The organism is Ruegeria sp. AB8 (assembly GCF_056542605.1).
Genome location: NZ_JBQGAB010000004.1, coordinates 103,958 through 128,999, shown reverse-complemented (window position 1 = coordinate 128,999; position 25,042 = coordinate 103,958). Strand labels below are relative to the sequence as shown.

Here is a 25,042-nt window from a genome sequence, read left to right as displayed (position 1 = left end):
TCCGTCACATCGGGATCGTGTGCATCCGCACAGACAGATTGCCCAGAATCCAGACAGTTCCAAGGATGATGATGAGCAGGACCAATGTCGAAAACAGGACCAGATCCAGATCCTCGCGACTGCTGCGGCGACGATCAATATGCAGGAAATAGACCAGTTGAACGATCAGCTGCGCCAGACCCAGAAGGCCAATGGTCAGATAGACCCCGGGGGTTTCGATACCGTACCGATAGGCGATCATGAATACGGCCAGGGTCAGCACCAGCGACCCGCCATACCCTATCAGATATCGGCGCCGTTCGCGGCGGAACATCTCGGTCTGCTTATCCATAAGTCAGCCCTCCGAAGTAGACGATGGTGATGATGCCGATCCAGATCAGGTCAAGGAAATGCCAGAACAGCGCCAGCCTTATGACGCGCGAGATCACCTTGTCGGTCATCCCCATCACCCGCAGCTGAATGCCCAGCACGACGAGCCAGACACAGCCAGCGGCCACATGCAACCCGTGCAGCGGGACCAGCCCGAAGAAGGCAGACAGAAACCCGCTGCGCTGTGGCACCCCGCCCTTTTCCGCCATGGCCATGAAGTCGCGAACCTCGAGCACCAGAAAGCTGATGCCCAGCAGCAATGTCAGGCAGAACCAGAAAATGACACGCACGCGCGGCCGGTTGTATTTCAACGCCAGCATGGCCAGACCAACCGTCAGGCTGCTTGTCAGCAGGATCATGGTCTGGGCGAAGATGCTGTAAAGGTCGAACAGTTCATGTGGTCCGGGGCCACCCGCCTGCGCGTCGATCATCGTGATGTAGATCGCAAACATCAGGCCGAAATAGACCAGATCGCTCATCAGGAAGACCCAGAATCCGAATGTTACGACCTCGCTCGATTTATCGGCGCTGGCGTGGTTTTCGCCCAGATTCAGACCCGGATAGCTGTGTGAGGGTGCGCGTCTCATGTCGCGGCCTCCAGATCGGGGCCGGCAAGACCGCGGTTTTCCGAGGCGGTTTCCAGATCGCGGTTCACGGGTTGGGATTTGCGCACCAGATCCAGCCAGGCTTCGTGCTGTTTGCGGACCTCTTCGGCCGGGATCACCTCCTCGGTGTCGGTGTTGAAGGTCCAGATGATGACCGCCAGGATCATCAGAACGGTCATCAGGATGGCCAGCCACCAGATCCACCAGACCAAAGCGAACATCCAAACACCGCTGAGCACGCAAAGCGCAAAGCCGATGGCCGTATTGCGGGGCATCTCGATGTCTTCATAGGCATCCGGGGATGGGTAGACCGTTCCGTTTTCCTTGGCCGCGGCAAAGTCATCCCGGTCGGACACCTGCGGAATGATCGCAAAATTGTAAGCCGGCGGCGGTGCCGGTGTCGCCCATTCCAGCGTTCGCGCGTCCCACGGGTCGCCAACCGGTACAAGTGTCTTTGCGCGATCCCTGATACTGACCCAAAGTTGCACCAGCACCGACAACAGCGCCATCAGAATGACGAGCGAGCCGACAACTGCGGCGATCATATAGGGGTGGAAGCTCGGATCCTCCCAACTGAAGGACCGGCGCGGCATACCCATCAGGCCAACAAAGTAAAGCGGCAGGAAGGTCAGCATAAAGCCGACGGTCCACAGGGCCACAGACACCCTGCCCCAAAACTCGCTTAGCCGAAAGCCAAACGCCTTGGGGAACCAGTAATTGTATCCGGCCAACAGGCCAAACAGGACACCCGGCAACAGCACGTTGTGGAAATGAGCCACCAGAAACAGGGTATTGTGTACCTGATAATCCACGGTGGGATTAGCCAGTATCACGCCGCTAAGCCCGCCGATGACAAACAGCATCAGAAACGACAGGCCATACAGCATCGGAACCGAGAACCGGATACGGCCACGGTACAGAGTCGCCATCCAGTCATAGACCTTTACGCCGGTCGGGATGGCAATCAGCATGGTCGCGATGCCGAAAACCGCGTTGATCAGGGCGCTTTGGCCCATGGTGAAGAAGTGGTGCAACCAGACGGTAAAGGACAGCACCGCAATCGACATCGTGGCGATAACCAGTGAGTTGTATCCATACAACCGTTTGGCCGAAAAGGTCGCGAAGATCTCGGAATAGATACCATAGGCGGGCAGAACCAAAAGGTAGACCTCGGGGTGGCCGAATAGCCAGAACAGGTTGGCATAGTTCATCATGTTGCCGCCAAGGTCGTTGGTGAAAAAGTGGAAGTCGAGATAGCGATCGGCCGCCAGCAACAGCGCGGCGACCCCAAGCGGCGGCATGGCGAAGATGATCAGGATCGAACTGCAGATGATCGTCCAGCAGTACATCGGAAGCCGCATGAACGTCATTCCGGGCGCGCGCAGTTTGTAAATCGTGACGGCAAAGTTGATGCCCGTCAGCGTTGTGCCGACGCCCGAGACGACAATGGCCCAGATCCAGTAATCCGGTCCAACGCCCGGATTGAAGGTTGCACCCGTGTAGGGCGGATAGGCCGTCCAGCCGCCCGTCGAGAACTCACCCACAACCAACGACACCATCAGCATCATGCCAGCCGAAACGGTCAGTCCCAACCCGATCTGGTTCATCACCGGAAACGCCACATCCCGCGCGCCAATCATCAACGGGACTAGATAATTTGCGACCCCAAAGACAAACGGAACGGCGACAAAAAACACCATGATTGTACCATGGGTGCTGAACAGTTCCGCAAAATGCTCGGCTTCAAGAAATCCGTCGCCCGGTCCCGCCGCCTGCTGGGCGCGCATGACAACGCCCTCCAATACGCCGCGTGCCAACATGACGATGGCGAAGACGATATACATGATGCCGATCTTCTTGTGATCCGCGCTGGTCAGCCAGTCGCGCCACAATGGTCCCCAAAGGCGGAACCATGTCAGCAGGCCCAAAACCGCAATGGCACCGACGATCACGATGCCCGCCGCCACATTGGCAACGATTTCATTGGCGTTGGGATCCCGGATCAGTCCGCTGATCGGAAAGGCATCCCAGTCGAGGCGGCCAAAGAACCCTGATCCGACCGTCGTCATTGACTGACCTCCTGCCCGAACTGCGCGGTTCCCGGCTGTTGATCCCGAGGCAACGGTTTGCCGCTGTGGTATCGGTGAAGAATGGACATGAACAGATCTTTGTCATCCAGAGTAAAATAGAGCGCGTTTTCCGGCATTTGCGCCGTGCCAAGCGCCGCCTGAACCTCATCCCGGTCAGTTCGCTTGGCCAAAGTCCGATAGGTTTCAGGGTCAAGCGGGATACCATTGGAACGCACACTTTCCACCCATGCATTGAAATCGTCAGGCTGCATCGCCAGCGTCTGAAACTTCTGTTTTGTAAAACCCCGACCATTGTACTGCGTGTTTTCCCCCTGCATCCGTTCAGGATGGTCAGCAACAAGGTGCAGTTTGGTTGTCATCCCCGGCATCGCATAGATCTGACCCGCCAAGGCCGGGATCATGAAGGACTGCATCACAGTGTCGGTTGTCAGCGTCATCGCCACCTGCTGCTTGACCGGGATGCCCAGCTCTCCGACACTTGCGATGCCCAGGTCGGGGTAGATGAACAGCCATTTCCAGTCGAGCCCGACAACCTGCACCTCCAACGCGGGCGCATCACCGAAAGGCGCGGCATAAGGGTCAAGACGATGGGTCGCCTTCCACAGGTAGAAGGACAGTATCGCCACTATGACAACAGGCACCCCCCACATCAGGAATTCAAGCCTGAACGAAAAATCCCAGTTTGGTCGATACTGGGCAGTGCTGCCCTTGTGGCGGCGGTAACGCTGGGCAATCAAGGGAACCAACACCAGGACAGGAATGACAGCGACCATGATCAATATTGTTGCGCGCAGCAGATGGGTTTTCTGAACAGCCGCAATTGGCCCTTGCGGGTTCATGAAACTGTCGCTTGCGCCAGCCAATTGGGGCGAGGCAAACAAAACCACCAATGCCGCCAGTATTGAAACTGGCGCAGGAGAGATCCTGAAACTGGTCACGCCTGCCCGTCCCCTCATGCCGTTGTTTTCCGCCCAACTATCGACACTGTCACAGATTTTCTCAAGGTTTTTTACCGTACCGGAGATTGATCGGCGCGCTGGCGGCTCAACCAAAGCCGACAAACGGAGGTCATGGCTGTTGACTTGGACTGCGCCAGAGTCGAAACCGGAGTGGTGATGAAACTGGTTGTTTTTGTTCTTTCCCTTCTGTGCCTGCCAGCCGCAACACTGGCGCAGGATCGCGCCACGGTTGAAAAACAGTTTCAAACCTGGCTGAACACCACGGTATGGCCTCAGGCCCGCGCCAAAGGCGTTTTGCGTCGCACGATGGAACAGGCGTTTGAGGGCGTGACCCTGAATTGGGATCTGCCCGACCTCGTCCCTCCCGGTACAAAGGCAAAAACCCCCAGGCAGCAAAAACAGGCCGAGTTCGGGTCCCCGGGACGTTACTTCAACGCGGGTTCCGTAAACGGCGCCACATCGGAAGGGCGAAGAATGGCGGCCCGCCATTCCACCACACTAGACCAGGTCGAAAGACAGACGGGTGTGCCTGGCCGGATCATTCTGGCGATATGGGGTCGTGAAAGCGGGTATGGTCAGGTGCCGATCCGGTACGACGCGTTCGAGGTTCTTGGCACCAAGGGGTTCATGAGCACACGCGCCGAGTACTTCACAGCCGAACTGGTCGCCGCCCTGCAGATCGCACAGGCCGGCCACATGCCTGCGCGCACCATGAAAAGCAGTTGGGCCGGGGCGCTTGGGCAGCCACAATTCATGCCATCGAACTTCCTGACCTATGCAGCAGATGGAAACGGCGATGGGCGCGCCGACATCTGGGGCTCGGCGGAAGACACCATAGCGTCAATCGGGAACTATCTGCACCGTCATGGCTGGATCTCCGGTCGGGACTGGGGGTTCGAGGTTGATGTTCCCGGGTCGGTTTCCTGTGCGCTTGAAGGTCCCGATCAGGGTCGCCCCATTCATGAATGGGAGGCAATGGGGATCACGCGTGTCTCCGGCAAACCATTTCCGGCCCACGAAAGGGACGGCGTTGGGTATCTGATGATGCCGGCGGGACGGTTCGGGCCAGCCTTTGTCGTGACACCCAATTTCTATGTGCTCAAAGAGTACAACAAAAGCGACCTCTACGCCCTGTTCGTGGGCCACGTCGGCGACCGTATTCAATATGGGGTCGGCGATTTCACCGGGCGCTGGGGCAAGGTCGGCGGGCTTTTTCGATCAGACGTTGCCACGATGCAAAGGGCGCTGGAGAAACAGGGGCACGATGTCGGGGGAGCGGACGGGCTGCCGGGATTCAAAACGCGCCGGTCAATCGGGCGCTGGCAGTCTTCGACAGGTCAGTCCCCCACCTGCTTTCCGCAAGCGCACATGAAAGCGGACCTGAGGGGCTGAGCGTCATTCGATCGGCACCAAGGGTATAGCGATTCGCTGTCTCCCGGCCTTGGAAGCGCAGGTCTTGGCGGTTTTCCAAAGACACATTCTGGATGCAGGTTCACGAAAATGTCACGGACCCCCCGGGGTTCCTTCCTAAAATTTCCGACGCACCCACGGTTTAGGAAGTAATCCACCTTTGGTTGTTCAAACGAACGGCCAAGGCTTTAACCTTTTCGAAAACAATGTCACCTTCTGCCGCAGTGAAAGGCGACTTTCGCAAACAGTTCCCGACTGCATACCGAAAGACTGCGACGCGGTGTTCATTGCGATCAGTAACAAGACATATGGACCCCTCCCGGTTTTGTTCGGAGTCGGACAACCAAGGCAGGCGCACGCCACCCCTAAAAGGGTTTTGCGCCTTTGCTTCAAAAAACGGGAGTACATAACATGAAAAAGACTATTCGGATGTCGCTGGCGGGGCTGTTGTCCTCGACCATTATCGCAGGCGTGGCCTTTGCCGCCGGAACCCATCCTCTAACCGGTGAGGCACTGGCCGACGACCAGACCTTTACCTATCGCATTCTGGACGAACACAGCTCGGTCGATCCGCAGGTTGTCGAAGATGTCTCGGGCGCGGAAATCGTTCGCGACCTGTTCGAGGGTTTGATGAACCAGGACGAAGACGGCAACCTGGTGCCTGGTGTGGCTACGGAATATTCCGTCAATGACACCAAGGACGTCTACACCTTCACATTGCGTGACAATGCAAAGTGGTCGAACGGCGATCCGGTCACGGCGGGTGATTTCGTTTATGCCTGGAAGCGCGCGGTCGATCCCGAACTGTCCTCGCCCTACGCCTGGTTCATGGAACTGATGTCGATCGAGAACGCCGCCGCAATTATTGCCGGTGAAAAGCCCGTGGATGAACTGGGCGTCAAGGCAATCGACGACAAGACTCTGGAAGTCCGCCTGAGCGCCCCGCTGCCATATTTCCCGCAGATGACCACACATTCGACCACCTTCCCTGCCCCGCAGAAAGTGATCGAAGAGTTCGGCGATGCATGGACCAAGCCCGGAAACATCGTATCGAACGGTGCCTATGTCCTGACCGAGCATTTGCCGCAGGAACGTTCGGTACGCGAACGCAATGAAATGTACTGGGACAACGACAACACCATCATCGACAAGGTTGTGTCACTGGTGATCAACGACGAAAACGTCGCCCTGACCCGGTATCTGGCTGGTGAACTTGACCGCACCGAAATTCCCGCCGGTCAGTACCCGCGCCTGAAAGAGGAACACCCTGAAGAAGCCATCAGCTTCCCGCGTCTTTGCAACTACTATTACACGTTCAACCTGTCCGAGGGTGGCCCTGAGGCATTCAAGGACCCCAACGTCCGTCAAGCCTTGTCTCTTGCAGTCGACCGCGCAATCATCACTGAAAAGGTCATGGCGGGCGGACAGCCGCAGGCATACACCTTTGCGCCCGAGGCAACTGCCGGCTTCACAGTTCCGGCTGTAGAAATGGCTTCGATGACCCAGCCAGAACGGGACGAGCTGGCCAAGGAACTGCTGGCCGAAGCAGGTTTTGGCCCCGACAATCCGCTGAGCTTCGAGATGGTCTACAACACCTCGGAAGACCACAAGAAGGTTGCCGTGGCACTGAGCCAGATGTGGAAACAGAAACTGGGTGTTCAGGTCGAACTCGCCAACATGGAGTGGAAAGTCTTCCTGGATGAGCGCGGCAACCAGAACTTTGATCTGGCTCGTGGCGCATGGTGTGGCGACTATAACGAAGCGTCCACTTTCCTTGACCTGCTGCAATCCGATTCCGGTTATAACGACGGCAAGTACAATAACGCGCGCGTCGACGAGTTGCTGGCCGAGGCCAAAACCTCGAACGATCCGGCACCGCTTTACACGGAAGTCGAGCGCATTATCGCGCATGAAACCCCTGTGATCCCGATCTACCACTACGCCGGTGTCTACATGATGGACAGTGACGTCGGTAACTGGCCGGTGAAAAATGTCGAGCAGAACTGGTACTCGAGAAACCTCTACAAGCTCGCTGAATAATCGTTTTTGAACCGCGCCCTGTCCCGGTCACATCCGGGGCAGGGCCAATAAAAATGGGGGCATGAAATGCTTGCCTATAGTTTGCGGCGATTGCTCGTCGCCATTCCGACGATCCTGTTGCTGATCGTCGCCTGTTTCTTTCTGATGCACTTCGCGCCCGGCGGGCCCTTCACCTCGGAACGGCCGCTGCCGCCGCAGGTTCTGGCCAATATCGAGGCGCGGTACGGGTTGGACCAGCCGCTGTGGAAGCAGCTGTGGGACTACCTTTACAACATCGTCGTTCATTTTGACTTCGGCCCGTCCTTCAAGTTCAAGGACCGGGACGTCAACGACATCATCGCGCAGGGTTTCCCGATCTCGCTGACCTATGGTTCGCTGTCGTTTCTTGTGGCGACCGCAGTCGGTGTGAGCCTTGGGATTGCCGCCGCGATCAAGCACAATAGCTGGATCGATTATTTCGCGGTTGGTCTGGGTATCGCGGCGCAAGCGCTGCCCAACTTCATCATGGGCCCGATCCTTATCCTGACCTTTACCCTGTGGCTGGGCTGGCTGCCGGGCGGCGGCTGGAATGGCGGTCAGTGGCAGTACCTGATCATGCCGGTCATCGCGCTGGCGACGTCCTATATGGGCTCGATCGCGCGGATTACCCGGTCATCGATGCTGGAGGTTCTGAACTCGAACTTCATCCGAACCGCCCGCGCCAAGGGGCTGCCGACCAGAACCGTGATCTGGCGCCATGCGCTGAAACCCACGCTGCTGCCGGTCGTGTCCTATCTGGGACCGGTCTTCGTTTACGTGCTGACCGGCTCGGTCTTTGTCGACATCTATTTTTCGACCGGCGGTCTGGGTCAGGCCTACGTCGGCTCGGCCCTGTCGCGTGACTATGCCGTGCTGCTGGGGGTTACGATCCTGTACGGCGCGCTGACCGTTGTCGTGAACCTGCTTACCGACCTGGCCTATGCCTGGTTCGATCCGAAAATCCGTTACTGAGGGGCAGGCAATGCTTGGAAAATCTCAAAAAGCCGCCCATCTGGCCGAGGAAATCACCGATTACACGGTCATTCAGGGGCGCTCACTCTGGCAGGACGCGCGGATGCGTTTTGTCCGCAACAAGGCCGCGATGGCCAGTGTCTTCATTCTGGGGATGATCGTCCTGTTCACGATTATCGGACCCTATTTCGCAGCCTGGAACAACGAAGAGATCGACTGGAACGTCATGGGTGACGTGCGCGGCATGGGAATGCCGTCCATCGAGACCGGACACTATTTCGGCGTCGATGATCTGGGGCGCGATCTGTACAGCCGTGTCATTCAGGCAACCACGACGTCGCTGCTGGTGGGTCTGATCGGGGCGGCAACGGCGCTGATCGTGGGCACCTGCTACGGCATCGCTGCAGGTTATATCGGCGGCCGCACCGACAGTGTCATGATGCGCTTTGTCGACATCCTGCTGGCGATCCCGGCTACGCTGGTCATCATCCTGCTGCTTGTCGTGGCAGGGCGGTCATTCTTCATGCTGTTCATCGCCCTTGGGGCGGTCGGCTGGCTGACCATGGCGCGGATCGTGCGGGGACAAACTCTGACTCTTAAAAACCGCGAGTTTATCGAGGCCGCCCGCGCCGCCGGGGTCAGCGAGTTTACCATCATGTACCGCCACATCCTGCCCAACCTGCTGGGCGTGGTGATCGTCTATGCCTCGCTACTGGTGCCCGAGATGATCCTGACCGAAAGCTTCATCTCGTTCCTGGGTCTCGGGATTTCGGAACCTTACACCTCATTGGGCCGTCTGATTGCCGAAGGGGCCGGCACGATGAGCTATGGCACGCTGTGGCAGTTGATGTACCCCCTGACATTCTATGTCGCCATCATCATCACCATGTTCTTCATCGGTGACGGTCTGCGTGACGCTCTGGACCCGAAGGATCGCTGATATGAGCCTGTTTTCCGTAAAAGACCTGAGCGTCCGGTTCGACACTCCAGATGGCGTGGTCGAAGCCGTCAACGGCATCAGCTTCGACATAAATCCGGGTGAGTGCCTGGGCATTGTTGGCGAAAGTGGTTCGGGCAAAAGCCAGACCTTTATGGCCGCGATGGGGCTGTTGCCATCTGCAGGCCACGCGAGCGGGTCGGCAATGCTGAACGGCAAGGAAATCCTGAACCTGCCGGTACAAAAGCTCAATCAGATCCGTGGTGCCGATGTGGGAATGATCTTTCAGGATCCCCTTACGGCCCTGACGCCGCATTTGCGGGTCGGCCAGCAAATGCGCGAAGTGCTGCAGGTTCACGAAGGCTTGCAAGGTTCGGCTGCTCGTGCCCGGTGTCTGGACTGGCTGGACCGCGTGCGCATCCCCGAAGCCGCGCGCCGGTTGGATCAATACCCGCACGAGTTGTCCGGCGGGATGCGCCAGCGGGTCATGATCGCCATGTCGATGCTATGCAATCCCAAGCTGCTGATCGCGGACGAACCAACGACCGCCCTTGATGTAACGGTACAGGCCGACATTCTGGACCTGATGGTTCGACTGCAAAAGGACGAGGGTACGGCGATCGCGCTCATCACCCATGACATGGGCGTCGTGGCGCGGATGTGCGACCGCATTCAGGTCATGCGGCTTGGTCAATTCGTCGAGGCCGGTGACACCCGGGAAATTTTCCGCGCGCCTCAGCATGAATATACCCGCACATTGCTTGAGGCGATGCCGCGCATCGACGCCGGTGATGCCCCCAAAGCTTTGGCCAAGGTCGAAGAGCCGCTGCTCAAGGTCGATAACGTCAAGGTTCACTTCCCGATCCACGTCAAGGGCGGTTTGTTCGGGCGCAAGGTTCCACTAAAGGCGGTCGACGGTGTCAGCTTCGATATCCGCAAGGGTGAAACGCTGGGCGTTGTTGGCGAGTCGGGTTGCGGAAAATCCACGCTGGCACGGGCCGTACTTCAACTGATCGAGCCCAGTGCGGGCAATGTCAGCTGGCTGGGGCATCCGATCGTCGGACTGAGACGGGCAGAGCTGAACAAGTATCGCAAGGACCTGCAGATCGTGTTCCAGGATCCGCTGGCCAGTCTGGATCCGCGCATGACGATCTCGGCCTCGATTGCCGAGCCGCTGAAAACCTACCGCCCCGACCTGACCGAGCGGGAACGCAAGGAACTGGTCGCCGAGATGATGGAGCGGGTCGGCCTCAAGGCGAACATGATCAACCGTTATCCGCACGAATTGTCTGGCGGACAAAACCAGCGTGTGGGAATCGCCCGGGCGATGATCAACAAGCCAAAGCTGATCATCTGCGATGAAGCGGTTTCGGCTCTGGATGTGTCCATTCAAGCTCAGATCGTGGAATTGTTGCGAGAATTGCAACAGGAATTTGGCCTGTCGATGATCTTCATCAGCCATGATCTGTCCGTAGTGCGCGCGGTGTCGAACCGGATCATGGTCCTGTATCTTGGCCGTATCGTCGAACTGGGCGATGGCGAAGTGATTTGTTCCGATCCGGTTCACCCATACACAAAGTCGCTGATTTCGGCGGTACCGATACCCGACCCCGATGTGGAGCGAACACGCCAACGTCTGAAATTACCGGGAGAATTGCCGTCGCCCATGGATCCGAAGGCGGCCCTGCGGTTTCTGCCGAGTCGCCTGTCGGCCGGTCAACCGGACTATGTTCCGCAACTCAGCGAGATCGCACCCGATCACTACGTGGCCGAACATGATCCGCTGGAGATTATCATGAAGGCGTCCTGATACTGCTTCCGGCGCCTGATTGCAGGCGCCGGAGGTACGTTTTTCTGAACTGGGTTTGGACCGGATGTTTTGACTCCTCCGCATCGAGATGGCACCTTTCCGATCACTTCTAGCCTGGGAATCCGGGCGACGTTGATTGTTCAGGCATTGCAGCCTAAGAGGAGAGACCGGCCTCACCACACTCTGTCGGGCTCGTATTGAATTTGAGAGGTAACATGGCACGTAAGGTCACAAAGGCGATTTTCCCGGTTGCAGGGCTGGGTACGCGATTTTTGCCCGCAACAAAATCAGTTCCGAAAGAGATCATGACATTGGTTGACCGGCCGCTGGTTCAATACGCCATCGACGAAGCACGTGCCGCGGGAATTACCGAATTCATCTTTGTCACCTCGCGCGGGAAATCCGCGCTTGAGGATTATTTCGATCACAATCTCGTGCTCGAACAGGAACTCAAGGCCAAGGGCAAGGACGACCTGCTTGAAATCCTGAGCGCGACCAACATGGAAAGCGGCGCCATCGCCTATATCCGCCAGCACAAGGCACTGGGCCTGGGTCACGCGGTCTGGTGCGCGCGGCGTCTGATCGGGGACGAGCCCTTTGCCGTCATGTTGCCCGACGATGTGATCGCGGCGGACAAACCCTGCCTGCAGCAAATGGTCGAGGCCTATGAAGAAACCGGTGGCAACATGGTCGCCGCAATGGAAATTCCCAAGGACAAAACCAGTTCCTACGGTGTTCTCGATGTTGGCGAGAATATCGGTACGGTTGTCCGGACCAAGGGCATGGTCGAAAAGCCAAACCCCAATGAGGCCCCGTCCAACCTGGCGGTGATCGGGCGTTATATTCTGGGGCCGTCGGTCCTGTATAACCTCAATCAGAAAAAGAAGGGCAGCGGCGGTGAAATCCAGCTGACTGACGCGATTGCCGAAGACATTGTGAACGGTGTCCCTGTTTTCGGATACAAGTTCAACGGTCAGAGGTTCGATTGCGGTTCCAAATCCGGGTTCCTGCAAGCCACCGTGGCCTTTGCGTTGGCACGCAACGATTTGCGCGACGATCTGAGCCAGTATCTCCATGATGTCGTTGTTGCGGGAAAGGCGGCGCAATAGACCTTTGCGCAACCCGAACCCCTCTTTCAGGGCAAATGAAATCCAAAGGCAAACGTCATGACAACTGTCCATCCCGTCATTCTCTGCGGTGGCTCCGGGACCCGGCTGTGGCCCTTATCCCGCAAAAGCTATCCCAAGCAATTTGTGCCGCTGCTTGGCGAAACCAGCCTGTTGCAGGATTGTGCCGCGCGGATGTGCGGACCATCTGACGCGCCTTATGCCAAACCGCTGATCCTGACCAATGAAGCGTTTCGGTTCGTTGTACCCGAGCAGCTAAACGGCATTGGCATCGATCCCGGCCCGGTCCTGATCGAACCCGAGGGCCGCAATACTGCCCCAGCCGTATTGGCGGCTGCGCTATACTTGGCTGCTGAAAACCCGGACGCCATCATGCTTGTCGCCCCTTCCGATCACGTGATCCCGGACAAAGCCGCGTTCCACGCGGCTGTTGCCAAAGGTGTCGAAGCCATCCGCGAACGCGGTGATCTTGTGACCTTCGGCATCACTCCGAACCGACCGGAAACGGGGTATGGGTATCTGAAACTCAGCCACGCCCCGAACGCAGACACCGCAGTTCCGCTGGACCGGTTTGTTGAAAAGCCCGATCTCGAAAACGCCCAGGCAATGGTCGCCGATGGCAGCTATCTCTGGAACTCGGGTATTTTCCTGTTTGCGGTGAAAGACATCATTGCAAGTTTCGAACAACACGCCCCGGACCTGATCCCGCCGGTGCAAAAAGCGGTTACCGATGCGCAGACCGACCTTGGATTTCTGCGTCTCGATGCGACCGCTTGGAGTGAGGTCAACGATATCTCGATCGACTACGCGGTCATGGAAAGAGCAACTAACCTGAGCGTCGTGCCCTATGCCGCTGGCTGGTCTGACGTCGGAAGCTGGTCCGCTGTGCAGGAGTTGAGCAATCCTGACGCCGATGGCGTCGCCACGACCGGAGAAGTGACTGCAATCGATTGCCGCAATGTCCTGATCCGGTCGGAATCCCCGACGCAGGAAGTTGTGGCCATGGGGCTGGAAAACGTGATTACGGTTGCCATGCCCGATGCGGTTCTTGTGGCCAGCATGGACAAGGCGCAGGACGTAAAACTGGCCGTCGCTGCACTGAAAGCGAAAGGCGCGAAGCAGGCGGAATCTCTGCCGGTGGATCATCGCCCGTGGGGCTGGTTCGAAAGCCTTGTGATCGGGGACCGGTTTCAGGTGAAGCGTATCCATGTCCATCCCGGTGCCGCGCTGAGCCTTCAGTCACACCACCATCGCTCGGAGCACTGGATCGTTGTGGAAGGCACGGCCAAAGTCACGATTGACGACGACGTGCGCCTCGTGTCCGAGAACCAGTCGGTCTACATCCCGCTGGGTGCCACGCACCGGATGGAAAACCCCGGAAAGGTGCCGATGGTTCTGATCGAGGTGCAGACCGGAACATATCTGGGTGAGGATGACATCATCCGTTACGAGGATATCTACGCGCGCGACTAGGCGACCGATGTTCTCGCACGCGGTTCCTGGCCCTGTGTCAGGCAACCATTAGTTAATTAGCAAATCGTTTCGCGGGCGTTCGGCCCAGTCGGACAGGATTCATGTGTGTCACGGCAGGGTGGCGCGCAATGCAATTGTCGGACCGACAACCGCAGGAGGACGCCCGTGTCACAGACCTCACCCCGATTGGACCTGCCATTTCTACAACCTTCGCAGGCCCAGAAACACGTCACCCATAACGAGGCCCTGCGCCGGCTGGATCTCGTGGTGCAGCTCAGCGTGGTGGCCACCAACGCGACCACGCCTCCGCCGGTTCCGGAACAGGGCGAGGTTCATGCGCTGGGATCTGCGCCAACCGATGAATGGGCGGGTCAGGCAGGTAACCTTGCAGCTTGGCTGGACAACGCCTGGCACTTCCTTTCCCCCGGCATCGGATGGCGCGCCTGGGATCAGACCGCTGGCCAGATCAGGATTTGGGACGGATCTGCCTGGACTGATCCGCCGGTGGCGACACAGAATCTGAACGGTGTCGGCATCGCCACCAGCTATGACGGCACAAACCGCCTATCAGTGCGCGGCCCCGCCACGCTGTTCAGCCATGATGGCGGCGGACATCAGGTCAAGATCAACAAGGCCGGTTCCGGTGATACCGCATCGCTTTTGTTCCAGTCCAACTGGACCGGCCATGCGGAAATGGGGTTGGCTGGAAACACAGGGTTTTCCATCAAGGTCTCTCCTGATGGGGGCAGTTGGACCGAAGCGCTGCGCCTTGATCCGACCACCGGTATCGCGGACGGCGCCGCCATACAGGCCAGTGCCGACGACACAACGACAGGCCGCCTGATGCGGGCGGACTACGGATATGGTCCGGGCAATTTGCTGGGGTCTGTATCCGAGTCCGGCGGCATTCCAACTGGTGCGGTCATCGAACGGGGCAGTACAGCAAACGGTGACTATGTTCGTTTTGCCGATGGGACGCAGATCTGCACCGCCGCATTGAATGCCGTTGCGTGTACCACCGCCGAAGGGACGATGTTTGCAAGCAATACAGACACCTGGACCTTCCCTGTAAGCTTCGCCGCGGGTTCGGTTCCAGTCATCAGTGGCTCAGGGGGTGCGACATCCCGATTTGCAGGTTTTGATGGGCCTTCAGAAACACAGGTAACGTACAAGGTGTTGTCGGCATCCTCGGATGCAGACACGCACGCGCCAACGGCCATTGCAATCGGTCGCTGGTTCTGAACATCAGGCTGCCCGGGCTTTAGTCCGGGCAATCACTTCGAACGCAGATCTACGTCGTTCTGTTCAAGAAACCACGCATAAGTTTCGCGCAAACCATCCTCAAGCGACACGCGCGAGCGCCAGCCCATATCTGCCAATCGCGTGACGTCCATCAGCTTGCGCATTGTGCCATCAGGTTTGGACACATCCTGTGTGATCCGCCCCTCAAACCCCGTGACTTCAGCCACCAGCGCCGCCAGATCCGCAATCGAGATGTCCGAGCCGGTGCCAACATTGATGTGGCTCAGCATCGGTTGCGTGTTTGTCTCATATTTTTCGCGCGGCAGGTCGAGGACGAACAGCGATGCCTCGGCCATGTCATCCACATGCAGGAACTCGCGCCTCGGTTTTCCGGTTCCCCATATCACAACCTCGTCCAGCCCGTCGCGCTGTGCCTCGTGAAACCGCCGGATCAGGGCAGGCAGAACATGGCTGTTTTCGGGGTGGAAATTGTCCCCCGGACCATAGAGGTTCGTGGGCATGACCGAGCGGTAGTCGACACCGTGCTGACGGTTGTAGCTTTCGCACAGCTTGATCCCCGCGATCTTGGCAATCGCATACGGTTCGTTTGTCGGCTCTAACACGCCCGTCAGCAATGCATCTTCCCGCATCGGCTGCGGAACTGCGCGTGGATAGATGCAGGAACTGCCCAGTTGCAGCAGGCTTGTGACCCCGGCCGAAAAGGCCTGATGAATCACATTGCATTCAATCATCAGGTTTTCATAAATGAAATCAGCGGGGTACGTATTGTTGGCGTGAATGCCGCCAACCTTGGCCGCCGCCAAAATGACCACATCAGGTCGTTCATCCTGCATGAATTCCCGCACAGCTGTCTGGTCCGTCAGATTGAGCTCGGCTGACGTTCGGGTCACAAGCTCAATCGCTTCACCCCCAGCCTGACGATCCTGCAATCGGCGCAGGATGGCACCGCCGACCATGCCGCGATGCCCTGCTACGTAGATCTTGCGCATGGCGTCCCCCCTCAGCCGTTTTCCAGGCTGACCGGCAGCTCGAACCCGTGCTCTTTCAACAGCGCATGGCGTTTGGCTGTTTTCAGGTCTTCCAGAACCATCTCGGCGCACATTTCCTGCACGGTCAACTCCGGCTCCCACCCGAGCTTCTGTTTCGCCTTTGACGGATCACCCAACAGCGTCTCCACCTCGGCCGGGCGGAAATAACGGGGGTTGATCCGCAGGATGACATCACCGGGTTTCAAAGCCGGCGCATCGTTGCCTTCAATGGCGGTGACCGTAGCAACCTCATCCACCCCTTCGCCCGAAAACTTCAGCGAAATGCCGAGTTCAGCCGCTGACCATTCAACGAATTGACGCACAGAATACTGCTTGCCGGTTGCAATCACGAAATCCTCGGGATTGTCCTGTTGCAACATCATCCACTGCATACGGACATAATCCTTGGCATGTCCCCAGTCGCGCAAACTGTCGATGTTGCCCATATAAAGGCAATCTTCAAGCCCCTGCGCGATGTTGGCCAGACCGCGGGTGATCTTGCGCGTCACGAAGGTTTCGCCTCGGCGTGGGCTTTCATGATTGAACAGAATTCCGTTGCAGGCATAAAGACCATAAGCCTCGCGGTAGTTCACAGTGATCCAGTAGGAATACAGCTTGGCCACCGCATAGGGCGATCTGGGGTGGAACGGCGTCGTTTCCCGCTGCGGTGTTTCCTGAACCAGACCATACAATTCCGACGTCGAGGCCTGATAGAACCGCGTCTTGTCCTCGAGCCCGAGAAACCGGATCGCTTCAAGCAGGCGCAGGGTGCCAATTGCATCCACATCGGCGGTGTATTCCGGAGCTTCAAAACTGACGGCAACATGAGACTGTGCACCAAGGTTGTAGACCTCGTCAGGCTGCACCTCCTGCATGATCCGGGTCAGATTCGAGGTGTCGCTCAGGTCCCCGTAATGCAAATGCAGCTTCGGGTTCGGTACATGCGGATCCTGATAAATGTGATCGATGCGCTGCGTGTTGAAGGACGATGCCCGTCGTTTGATTCCGTGAACTTCGTAGCCTTTTTCCAGCAGAAACTCGGCCAGATACGACCCATCCTGGCCCGTGATACCGGTAATCAATGCCTTTTTGGTCATATCTGCGCCTCACAAATATCAATGTGTCAGTTTAGCGTCTCAAAAACAGCAAGAAACCATGGAATGCAAGCCAAGGTCACAGTCAGGCATTGAATCCGGCGGAAGATTCTTCGAATGTGCGGTCGCCAGACTTGGTAATTGGTAAGAAGGATTTTAACGAATGCGTATTGCAATGATCGGAACTGGCTATGTCGGTTTGGTATCCGGTGTCTGTTTCTCGGATTTTGGCCATGACGTGATTTGCGTCGACAAGGCCCGGGAAAAAATCGAGATGCTGCAGGCCGGAAAGGTTCCGATCTATGAGCCGGGCCTTGATGTGCTTATGGCCAAGAACGTGGCGGCCGGCCGGCTGAGCTTTACCACTGATTTGACTTCAGCTGTCGATGGCGCGGATGCCGTTTTCATAGCTGTTGGGACACCCACCCGTCGGGGCGACGGACACGCGGACCTGACTTATGTGATGGCCGCCGCAGAAGAGATCGCACGAGCCATAACCGGCTACACCGTTGTTGTCACCAAATCGACCGTTCCGGTCGGAACCAATCGCCGGGTGCATCAGGTCGTTTCTGCCGCAAATCCCCAAGCCGATTTCGACGTCGCCTCGAACCCCGAGTTTTTGCGCGAGGGTGCCGCAATTGACGACTTCATGCGCCCCGACCGTGTGGTTGTCGGCGTCGAAAGCGACCGCGCGGCAGACGTGATGGCCGAAATCTACCGCCCGCTCTATTTGCGCGATTTCCCGATCCTGACTACCGATCTGGAAAGCGCCGAGATGATCAAATACGCGGCGAACGCCTTTCTTGCGACCAAAATCACCTTCATGAACGAAATCGCGGGCCTGTGTGAAAAGGCGGGGGGCGACGTCAAGGAAGTGGCGCGCGGCATTGGCCTCGATGGCCGGATCGGCAACAAGTTCCTGCACGCAGGCCCCGGCTATGGCGGTTCGTGTTTTCCCAAGGACACCGCTGCGCTGGCCCGGATCGGGCAGGAGCATGCGCACCCGATGCAGATCACCGAAACCGTCATTCGCGTGAACGACGAGGTCAAGAAACGCATGATTGGCAAGATCTGGGACGCCTGTGACGACAGTTTCAACGGCAAGACCATTGCGGTTCTGGGCGTGACGTTCAAACCCAATACCGACGACATGCGGGATGCTCCGTCACTGACCATCGTCCCTGCCCTGATCGGCGGTGGCGCAAAGGTCCGCGTTGTCGATCCGCAGGGCCGGTCCGAGGGTGAAGCACTGTTGCCCGGCGTCGAGTGGTCCGACGATCCGTATACCGCGGCAAAGGATGCGGATGCGGTGGTAATACTGACGGAATGGAACGAGTTTCGCGCACTGAACCTGACGGAACTGGCCGGGACCATGAAAACCGCAAGGATGGTCGATTTGCGCAACGTCTATTCCGGCAGCACTGCGTTGAAATCCGGTTTTGATACCTATGTAGGTGTCGGGCGCTGAACGCGCCCGACTAATCCATCAGACCTTATCCAACTCTTCCTGCAGTTTTGCCATCTCACCTTCGTGCATCTCAATGGACTGCGCCGGATATGGAAAGGCTTTGGCCTGCACCTCGGATTGAAATGCCTTCAGCGCCACGACCCGCTCGTGATACATCTGCTTGTGCAGACGGCCCAGATTGCCAAAGGCATGGGCGTGACGCGGAGGATTTTCCGCTTCGCCGCAAATATCGGCCATGAACAGGAAAATCACGTCACCCGCATTGCCCGACCCCAATGAAACCGTGACGATCGAAGTCTTGTCGTTCAGCAGGTTCAAAGTGTCTTCGGCGACACATTCGATTTCGCAGGCCATCGCGCCTGCGTCCTCATAGCGCTTGAAGGTCTTGTAGATCTGCATCGCCTCATCGGCGGTACGGCCAAAGGCCCGCAATCCCCCGGCCCAATGGCTGAGCGACGGAACCAGCCCCATATGAACCTGAACCGGAATGCTTTCACGCGCCAGCATTTCCACCACGTCGTACGAGCGGTTGGTGAAATACATGTCCGCGCCCTTTTCCATACACTCGATGGCATGGCGCATGATCTCGTCATTGGTGGCGAACTGGCCCCAGTTCATGGCAGTACCGGCGAAATGGGTCGGTGCAATCTCACGCGCCATGTCCAGGTGCACATCCCACAGCGTCAGCAGGTCAATCCCCGCATCCACGCAGGCCTGTATCTCGGCCTCGTTCGCCGGGTTGCACATAGTCAAACGCTGGCCGGTTTTCTTCAGGTCCAGCAGATCCTTGACGGTATAGTTTCGCCGGGCCGGGCGGCGGCCGAAAGTATAGATGTTTTTCATGATCTTCCCTGTTTTCAAATAGCAGTTGCCGGGCCAAATAAGACCCGGCAATGACCGTTTTCGGTTGGCTTACTCGGCTGCCCAGATCTTACGGCGGCGTTTCTTGACCATCTCGTTGCCCTCGTCGGTTCCGTCATGGAAAGTATTGAACCACTCATCCCACGGCGTTTCCCAGGTGCCGTAATTGCAGTCAAAGAACCTGTGGTGCAGCTGATGAAAAAAGTCTCCGACCAGGAATTTACCCTTGTTGCCGAACTTCACGTGCTCGAACCCGGCATGAGAGGTCGGCGCGCCAATCCCGTGGTGAAACAGCAGAAAGATGGCATGGATCGGGTGAGACGGTAGAAGGAAGAAAATCATCGTGTCGAACATCAGAAAGAAGCTTTCAACCGGATGCATCGCCAGACCTGACCATGGACCGGTATTGATGTTGCGGTGATGCCAGGCGTGCACCTTGGTATAAAGCGGGCCGACATGCAGCAGCCGGTGCAGCCAGTAGAAATGGAAACCTGCCCAGATCGGAATGAACACAACCATGGCAATGAACCAGATCGGATTGCCATCAAGGGAAATCATCGTCACCCACCCATTGGCGTAGGCATACAGAATGAAGCATTCCCAGAACGTCCAGAATGTCAGCGCCGGACCCAGGGTCCAGAACATGTTGTCCCAGACCTGGTTTTTGAAGGTAAAGACCTTGGCGCCTTTCATCATCGGGCGCATGTCATATCGGTATTCGTCCTGCTGGGTGCGGAATTTCCACAAGGCCAAATGCAAGCCGCCCGCAACCACCATAAGGATGCAGAAATTGCGGAACCAGATCTCGGCCACCCAATCCCAACTCAGCGTTTCGATCCGGGCCAGAGACGGGGTCAGATAGGTCCACGTGATGATCGCGAAGACCAAAAGCAACGCGCGCAGCGCCAATGGATTCCAGCTTTGCAGCAGGTATCGCAAGGTGGCCAGAGGCTTCATCGGCCAGTCCCAATAGGGCGAGGTCTGAATTGGCAATTGCGGGGTATAGTTCCAGATCTTGCGCTTTGGACGCGGCTGGGGGGGTGAATCCGACATGATGTGGCTCGTCTGTTCAATTTGCTGATCGCCACCTTAGGATCTGTGAGGGAAAGCTCAGAACTTATTGTCTTGCCGGTCAGCCTAAGTTTTGCTTAGCCTGATTTCATGGCAACCCGAATTCCTTCGCTGAACTGGCTGCGCGTTTTCGAAGCAGCAGCACGTACCGAAAGCTTTTCCCGCGCGGCCGCGCAGCTGAACATGTCCGCCGCCGCCGTCAGCCAGCAGGTCAAGGCGCTGGAAACCCGCCTTGGTACACCACTGTTTCACCGCCACGCCCACGCAGTGACACTGACCGAGGCAGGCCGCGCCTATCTGCCATCGGTTCAGCAATCACTGCTGATGCTGGAAACGGCCACGACGGGCCTGTTCGGCGAGACCCGGGAACAACGCCTCTACGTTCAATCCGTTCTGTTGTTCGCACATGGGGTTCTTGCCGGTGGTCTGCCTGCCTTTCAGGCGGAACAACCTCGCATCAACTTGTCGCTGTCCACAGGCAACATGATCTCGGATTTCGCAAACCAGTTTTCTGATCTGCAAATCGTGTTCGGCAATCCGGCCCTCTTGAACACCGAATGGGACGAGTTGCTGAAAGAGCGCCTTTTCCCGATCGCTCCACCAGAGATAGCCGCGCAGATCAGATCGCCCCAGGACCTGTTCAAATTCACCTTGATCGAGGTCTCAACACACCGCGCAAGCTGGCCGCACCTGTTCGAGGCCCTGCGCCTGCCCGCCGGTCAAGCCCGCTATTTCTTCGCCGACAATTCCCTGATGGCGGCCGAGTTGTCGGCCAGTGGCGGCGGCATTGCGCTGGCCCGCGCGCCCGCATCGGACAGGATAATGCAACTGTCGGGACTTGTCCCCTGCCTGCCCGGCATCAGTGTTCCGGGACAGGAAGCCTATCATTTGATCTATCCATCGCGTACCGCGCTGCGTCCTCCGGCTCGTGTGTTTCGCGATTGGCTGCTGGACTATAGTGCAGCCGTCCAGACGCGGTAACGTCCTTGCCCCGTGACCTCCCGGATCAGGCCGCGACGCGTGAAACGGTCGAGGTTTCTCTGAACTGCCGCACGCGAGGCTTGGGTCAGTTCCTCCGCCAAAGGTGCCGATATCATGGGCCAGGCCGTCAACGCGTCAAGCAATAGCGGAGGCGTCCGGCCGCTCAGATCCTGCGTGGCGTCACGCGCGCGCTGTTCCCACGCGCTCACACGATCCAGATGCAACAGTGCGGCCAGAACCGCCTGCCCTGCTCCGCTCAGCCATGCCTCCAGTTTTTCTTTAGGCTCGCCAGTCCCGCGCAACGCGCCCGGGCCGGACAGCGCAAGTGGAAGAAACAGTGCCCCGCCCCGCCCCATCTTCGCGGCAAGGCGCGCGGCTATGATTGCCGCCTCGGTGTCCTGTCCGATGCCCTGCGCCAGACTGCGCCACGCGTGAAACCCAACTGCTGCCTGCGTTATCGGGTGCAAACTGTCCGTGTTGCGCATGACGTCAGCCAGATCGGCCACTGCTTCGGGTACTTCTTCGACCCCCTGACCCATTCGGTCCAGAAAAGCTGTCAATCCGGACTCCCACCCGCCTTCTGACGGGTCGGCACCTGTCGTCAGGCGACGCACGGCCCAGCCCGCGCGAAACAGGGCCTGAATGTCATCGCCGGTCGAGCCCAGCCGCAAACCGGTCCACAGCGCCAGACGATCGGCGCTGATCCGGTCCCCCGTCCACCAACCCAGGTCAGACACTTCCATCAAGGCCAGACGATGGCCCCATCCTTTGGGCCCGGCCCGCAGACGCTCGTCCAATGCACCGAAGGTGACCGCGACATCGGCCAGTTCATTGGACAACTCCGACTGCCCTGCATACCAGTCGCGTGGATCGAACAGCAGGCGTTCCTGCATCCGCGTTCCAGGCGGCAGATACTCCGGAAGCACTTCATCTTCGTCCGGAGGCAGGAACCAAAGATCTTCGTCCTCGGACGGGTCCGCGTCATAGATACTTTGCGGGCCGAGCGGATCGGCCTCATCATCCGGGTCAGGAAGGACGGTTCGGGGCTTCATGCCCGCTATTCTTCGGGCAAATTCGCGGGTTCACAAGGCTATTTCGCGGCTCAGCCAGCAAACAGCGCAGTCAACGTGTCCAACTGCCCACCAAGGTCAGTTTGCGCGTCGCTGCCCAGCAGCATGTAACCATAGCCACCCTGCGCCCATGTGGCCGTGGCCAACCCACTGAGAACCGCCTGTTCTACGTCCTTATTCGGGGCCGCCGGTCCCTGCCGTATGACACAAAAGGCCAAAGGCTGCCCCTGCGCATCCGCGAATACAATCTGGATCAGAGGTTTGCCCTTGAACGACAGGACCTGCGCCCGCTTCAGATCAAGGCCCGGCAGCGCCTCGAGCGCATCACGGTTCAACGATCGTCCAAGCTGTTCCTCGGCCTGTGCGAATTGCACATCCAAAGCGGCTGGAGAGCTGTCCAGCGTTGCAATCGTATCCGGCACGTGTAGCGACTGATAGATCGCGGCCTGTTCCGCCCAGCCCATCTCGACCGGGCGCGTTGCCCAGAACGTCGCTGACACCGCAATGACAGCAACCGAAGCCGCAACCGCAAGCAGACGCCATGAGCCAGCGACCGACCTTGCAGACGTTGATGCGTAGGTATCCGGCAAATCGACGTGCGGCGTTTGGGCAGGCACCGCCTCGAACACCTGCTTCACCACCGGTGCAAACGGGTCCAGCGCCATCAGACGTTGTTCCAATGCAGGGTCATCCGCAACCGCATCTTCGATCGCACGGGCCTCACCCTCGTCCAGGGTGCCTTCCAGATACGCCACTAGCGTCTCGTCGGAAAACTTCATTTGCCACTCCGTCGAACGACATCCGCTGCGTCTTGCTGCATCACGTTTTTCAGTTTCTGCCGGGCGTTGGAAAGCCGGCTCATGATTGTCCCTATCGGCACCTCCAACAACGCGGCGGCCTCGCGGTAGCTATAGCCTTCGACAAACACAAGCATTACCGTCTCGCGCTGCGCTTCTGGCAGTTGCATCACCTGTGTAAACACTTCAGTGGCGAAAATATTCGTCTCAGAATCGTTTCCGGGTGCAATTAAATCCGCCTCGGGCGTGACCGACAGCGCCTGGGCCTTGCGAACCGATCGCGCGCGCACCTCGTTCAGCCAGATCGAGCGACAGATCGTCATCAGCCAGCTGTCCAGCCGATCATGCGATGTCACCTGATGGTAACGCTCCAGCGCACGCAGGCATGTGGACTGCAAAAGATCGTCTGCAACGTCCGACGCGCCCGACAATGCCAGACCAAACCGCCAGACACGTTTCGAATGTATCTGGATCGCGCCACGCACGGCCTGTTCAGAACTGATCTCACCACTCATCGAATAATATGCGACCTGTGTGTGTTTGTTTTTCACGGACCGGGCCCGCGGGGTCAGGATTGACACAGACTCAGGGGGAAAGAAATGAAACTTCTGCTTACAGCAGTCACGATTGCGTCGGCAATTGTTGCAGGCCCGGCGCTGGCGGACAGCTGGACACTGGCCCCGGAAGGCTCGCACCTGGCATATGGCTCGATCAAGAAAGACACGGTGGGCGAGGTCAACAGCTTTACCCGCCTCAGCGGTCACGTCAGCCCGGATGGCAAGGCGGACATTAAGATCGACCTGTCTTCAGTCGAAACGAATATCGACATTCGAAATGAACGGATGATCGAATACGTGTTTCGCAAAGCCGGAAGCGCAACGCTGACGGCCCAGTTCGATATGGATGAGGTCTCGGGCCTTGGCGCGGGCGAAACCACCACCATCGATGCCGAGGCCATCTTGTCGCTGGCAGGCACAGACGTCGCGTTCGATGCCGAAATGTTCGTGGCGCGCCTGTCCGAAACATCGGTCATGGTCTCAACCAACGATATGGTGTTCCTCAGCACGGAAGATGCAGGCGTCAACGCCGGGATCGATACGCTGATGGAACTTGCGGACCTGCCGGGCATTACCCGAACCGTGCCGATCACCGCGCGACTGATCTTCAACAAGGACGACAAAAAGGCCGAGACAGAACCCTCGACCCCGATCACCCTCGCCGCCGTCGAGGGCGATATCAAGGCGGGCAAGAAGGTCTATCGCAAATGCAAGGCCTGTCACCAACTGAAAGAGGGCCGCCACGGTGTCGGCCCCTCGCTGCACGGGATCATCGGCGCAAAAGCGGGTCGGAGCGACGGTTTCAAATACTCCGGCCCCTTGCAGACCTCTGAAATTGTCTGGACGGCAGACGCGCTCAGCGCGTTTCTGTCCGATCCGAAAAACACCGTTCCCGGCAACCGGATGCAGTTTCCCGGACTGAAGAACCAGACAGAGATCACCAATCTCATCGCCTATCTACAATCTGAATCGCAGAGCTGAACCGAAATCCCGCTTTTCAATCGCTGGGTTGCCACGCTATCCCTTGTGCTGAATTACCGGC

General features: G+C 58.1%; 22 protein-coding genes. 11 read left to right on the top strand and 11 right to left on the bottom strand.

What is annotated here, in order from left to right; genetic code table 11:
* Positions 1-4: 4 nt before the first annotated feature.
* From ACR0CG_RS05925 to ACR0CG_RS05910, 4 genes are read right to left on the bottom strand one after another with little or no spacing between them, the layout of a single operon-like run.
* Complete coding sequence (locus ACR0CG_RS05925) at positions 5-331, bottom strand: cytochrome o ubiquinol oxidase subunit IV (RefSeq protein WP_480523335.1); 327 nt, start codon at positions 329-331, stop codon at positions 5-7.
* Complete coding sequence (locus ACR0CG_RS05920; protein ID WP_170611372.1) at positions 324-956, bottom strand: cytochrome c oxidase subunit 3; 633 nt, start codon at positions 954-956, stop codon at positions 324-326. Before ACR0CG_RS05920 ends, ACR0CG_RS05925 begins: the two co-directional genes overlap by 8 nt.
* On the bottom strand, positions 953-3,043 hold the full coding sequence (locus ACR0CG_RS05915) for a cbb3-type cytochrome c oxidase subunit I (RefSeq protein WP_480523333.1): 2,091 nt from the start codon (positions 3,041-3,043) through the stop codon (positions 953-955). The genes ACR0CG_RS05920 and ACR0CG_RS05915 overlap by 4 nt, the downstream gene beginning before the upstream one ends.
* Positions 3,040-4,020 carry a cytochrome ubiquinol oxidase subunit II gene (locus ACR0CG_RS05910; protein ID WP_480523332.1) on the bottom strand — a complete coding sequence of 327 codons (981 nt, stop codon included), beginning with the start codon at positions 4,018-4,020 and terminating at the stop codon, positions 3,040-3,042. Before ACR0CG_RS05910 ends, ACR0CG_RS05915 begins: the two co-directional genes overlap by 4 nt.
* A 159-nt stretch (positions 4,021-4,179) precedes the next feature.
* Here ACR0CG_RS05910 and ACR0CG_RS05905 point away from each other — a divergent pair, with 159 nt between their 5' ends.
* From ACR0CG_RS05905 to ACR0CG_RS05870, 8 genes are all read left to right on the top strand, one after another.
* On the top strand, positions 4,180-5,415 hold the full coding sequence (locus ACR0CG_RS05905) for a lytic murein transglycosylase (protein ID WP_480523514.1): 1,236 nt from the start codon (positions 4,180-4,182) through the stop codon (positions 5,413-5,415).
* 429 nt (positions 5,416-5,844) lie between these two features.
* Positions 5,845-7,473 (top strand): peptide ABC transporter substrate-binding protein, encoded by a 1,629-nt coding sequence (locus ACR0CG_RS05900; protein ID WP_480523330.1) that lies wholly within the window; start codon positions 5,845-5,847, stop codon positions 7,471-7,473.
* 66 nt (positions 7,474-7,539) lie between these two features.
* The gene (gene oppB / locus ACR0CG_RS05895; RefSeq protein WP_039543927.1) at positions 7,540-8,463 is read left to right on the top strand and encodes an oligopeptide ABC transporter permease OppB; all 924 of its coding nucleotides are present in this window, start codon (positions 7,540-7,542) and stop codon (positions 8,461-8,463) included.
* A gap of 10 nt (positions 8,464-8,473) precedes the next feature.
* Positions 8,474-9,403: an ABC transporter permease subunit gene (locus tag ACR0CG_RS05890; RefSeq protein ID WP_170611380.1), complete on the top strand. Its 930-nt coding sequence runs from the start codon at positions 8,474-8,476 to the stop codon at positions 9,401-9,403.
* 1 nt (position 9,404) lies between these two features.
* Entirely contained in the window at positions 9,405-11,210 is a 1,806-nt protein-coding gene (locus ACR0CG_RS05885) for an ABC transporter ATP-binding protein (RefSeq protein ID WP_170681233.1), read from the top strand.
* 215 nt (positions 11,211-11,425) lie between these two features.
* Positions 11,426-12,319 (top strand): UTP--glucose-1-phosphate uridylyltransferase GalU, encoded by an 894-nt coding sequence (gene galU, locus ACR0CG_RS05880; protein ID WP_480523328.1) that lies wholly within the window; start codon positions 11,426-11,428, stop codon positions 12,317-12,319.
* A gap of 57 nt (positions 12,320-12,376) precedes the next feature.
* Positions 12,377-13,810 carry a mannose-1-phosphate guanylyltransferase/mannose-6-phosphate isomerase gene (locus ACR0CG_RS05875; protein ID WP_480523326.1) on the top strand — a complete coding sequence of 478 codons (1,434 nt, stop codon included), beginning with the start codon at positions 12,377-12,379 and terminating at the stop codon, positions 13,808-13,810.
* Between the two features lie 165 nt (positions 13,811-13,975).
* Positions 13,976-15,052, top strand: coding sequence for a DUF2793 domain-containing protein (locus ACR0CG_RS05870; protein ID WP_480523325.1), 1,077 nt, complete (start codon positions 13,976-13,978; stop codon positions 15,050-15,052).
* A gap of 32 nt (positions 15,053-15,084) precedes the next feature.
* Here ACR0CG_RS05870 and fcl read toward each other — a convergent pair whose 3' ends face one another.
* Positions 15,085-16,062: a GDP-L-fucose synthase gene (gene fcl / locus ACR0CG_RS05865; protein ID WP_480523323.1), complete on the bottom strand. Its 978-nt coding sequence runs from the start codon at positions 16,060-16,062 to the stop codon at positions 15,085-15,087.
* A gap of 11 nt (positions 16,063-16,073) precedes the next feature.
* Complete coding sequence (gene gmd, locus ACR0CG_RS05860) at positions 16,074-17,198, bottom strand: GDP-mannose 4,6-dehydratase (protein ID WP_480523321.1); 1,125 nt, start codon at positions 17,196-17,198, stop codon at positions 16,074-16,076.
* Between the two features lie 160 nt (positions 17,199-17,358).
* On the opposite strand from gmd, the gene ACR0CG_RS05855 reads away from it, so the two are divergent.
* A complete protein-coding gene (locus ACR0CG_RS05855; protein WP_480523320.1) occupies positions 17,359-18,663 on the top strand; it encodes a UDP-glucose dehydrogenase family protein in 1,305 nt (434 codons plus the stop codon).
* An 18-nt stretch (positions 18,664-18,681) separates the two neighbouring features.
* On the opposite strand, the gene ACR0CG_RS05850 is transcribed toward ACR0CG_RS05855, so the two are convergent.
* A complete protein-coding gene (locus ACR0CG_RS05850; RefSeq protein ID WP_480523318.1) occupies positions 18,682-19,506 on the bottom strand; it encodes a 3-methyl-2-oxobutanoate hydroxymethyltransferase in 825 nt (274 codons plus the stop codon).
* Positions 19,507-19,575: 69 nt separating this feature from the next.
* The gene (locus tag ACR0CG_RS05845) at positions 19,576-20,577 is read right to left on the bottom strand and encodes a sterol desaturase family protein (protein WP_480523316.1); all 1,002 of its coding nucleotides are present in this window, start codon (positions 20,575-20,577) and stop codon (positions 19,576-19,578) included.
* Between the two features lie 108 nt (positions 20,578-20,685).
* On the opposite strand from ACR0CG_RS05845, the gene ACR0CG_RS05840 reads away from it, so the two are divergent.
* Positions 20,686-21,576 (top strand): LysR family transcriptional regulator, encoded by an 891-nt coding sequence (locus ACR0CG_RS05840; RefSeq protein WP_480523315.1) that lies wholly within the window; start codon positions 20,686-20,688, stop codon positions 21,574-21,576.
* On the opposite strand, the gene ACR0CG_RS05835 is transcribed toward ACR0CG_RS05840, so the two are convergent.
* The 3 genes from ACR0CG_RS05835 to ACR0CG_RS05825 are packed head-to-tail and all read right to left on the bottom strand — an operon-like array spanning position 21,549 to position 23,994.
* Positions 21,549-22,628 carry a helix-turn-helix domain-containing protein gene (locus tag ACR0CG_RS05835; protein ID WP_480523313.1) on the bottom strand — a complete coding sequence of 360 codons (1,080 nt, stop codon included), beginning with the start codon at positions 22,626-22,628 and terminating at the stop codon, positions 21,549-21,551. The genes ACR0CG_RS05840 and ACR0CG_RS05835 overlap by 28 nt on opposite strands.
* Before the next feature lie 50 nt (positions 22,629-22,678).
* Entirely contained in the window at positions 22,679-23,425 is a 747-nt protein-coding gene (locus ACR0CG_RS05830) for a hypothetical protein (protein WP_480523311.1), read from the bottom strand.
* Positions 23,422-23,994 carry an RNA polymerase sigma factor gene (locus ACR0CG_RS05825; RefSeq protein WP_480523309.1) on the bottom strand — a complete coding sequence of 191 codons (573 nt, stop codon included), beginning with the start codon at positions 23,992-23,994 and terminating at the stop codon, positions 23,422-23,424. The genes ACR0CG_RS05830 and ACR0CG_RS05825 overlap by 4 nt, the downstream gene beginning before the upstream one ends.
* Before the next feature lie 48 nt (positions 23,995-24,042).
* Between ACR0CG_RS05825 and ACR0CG_RS05820 the strand changes: the two genes are divergently transcribed.
* The gene (locus ACR0CG_RS05820; RefSeq protein ID WP_480523307.1) at positions 24,043-24,981 is read left to right on the top strand and encodes a c-type cytochrome; all 939 of its coding nucleotides are present in this window, start codon (positions 24,043-24,045) and stop codon (positions 24,979-24,981) included.
* The last annotated feature ends 61 nt before the right edge of the window (positions 24,982-25,042 follow it).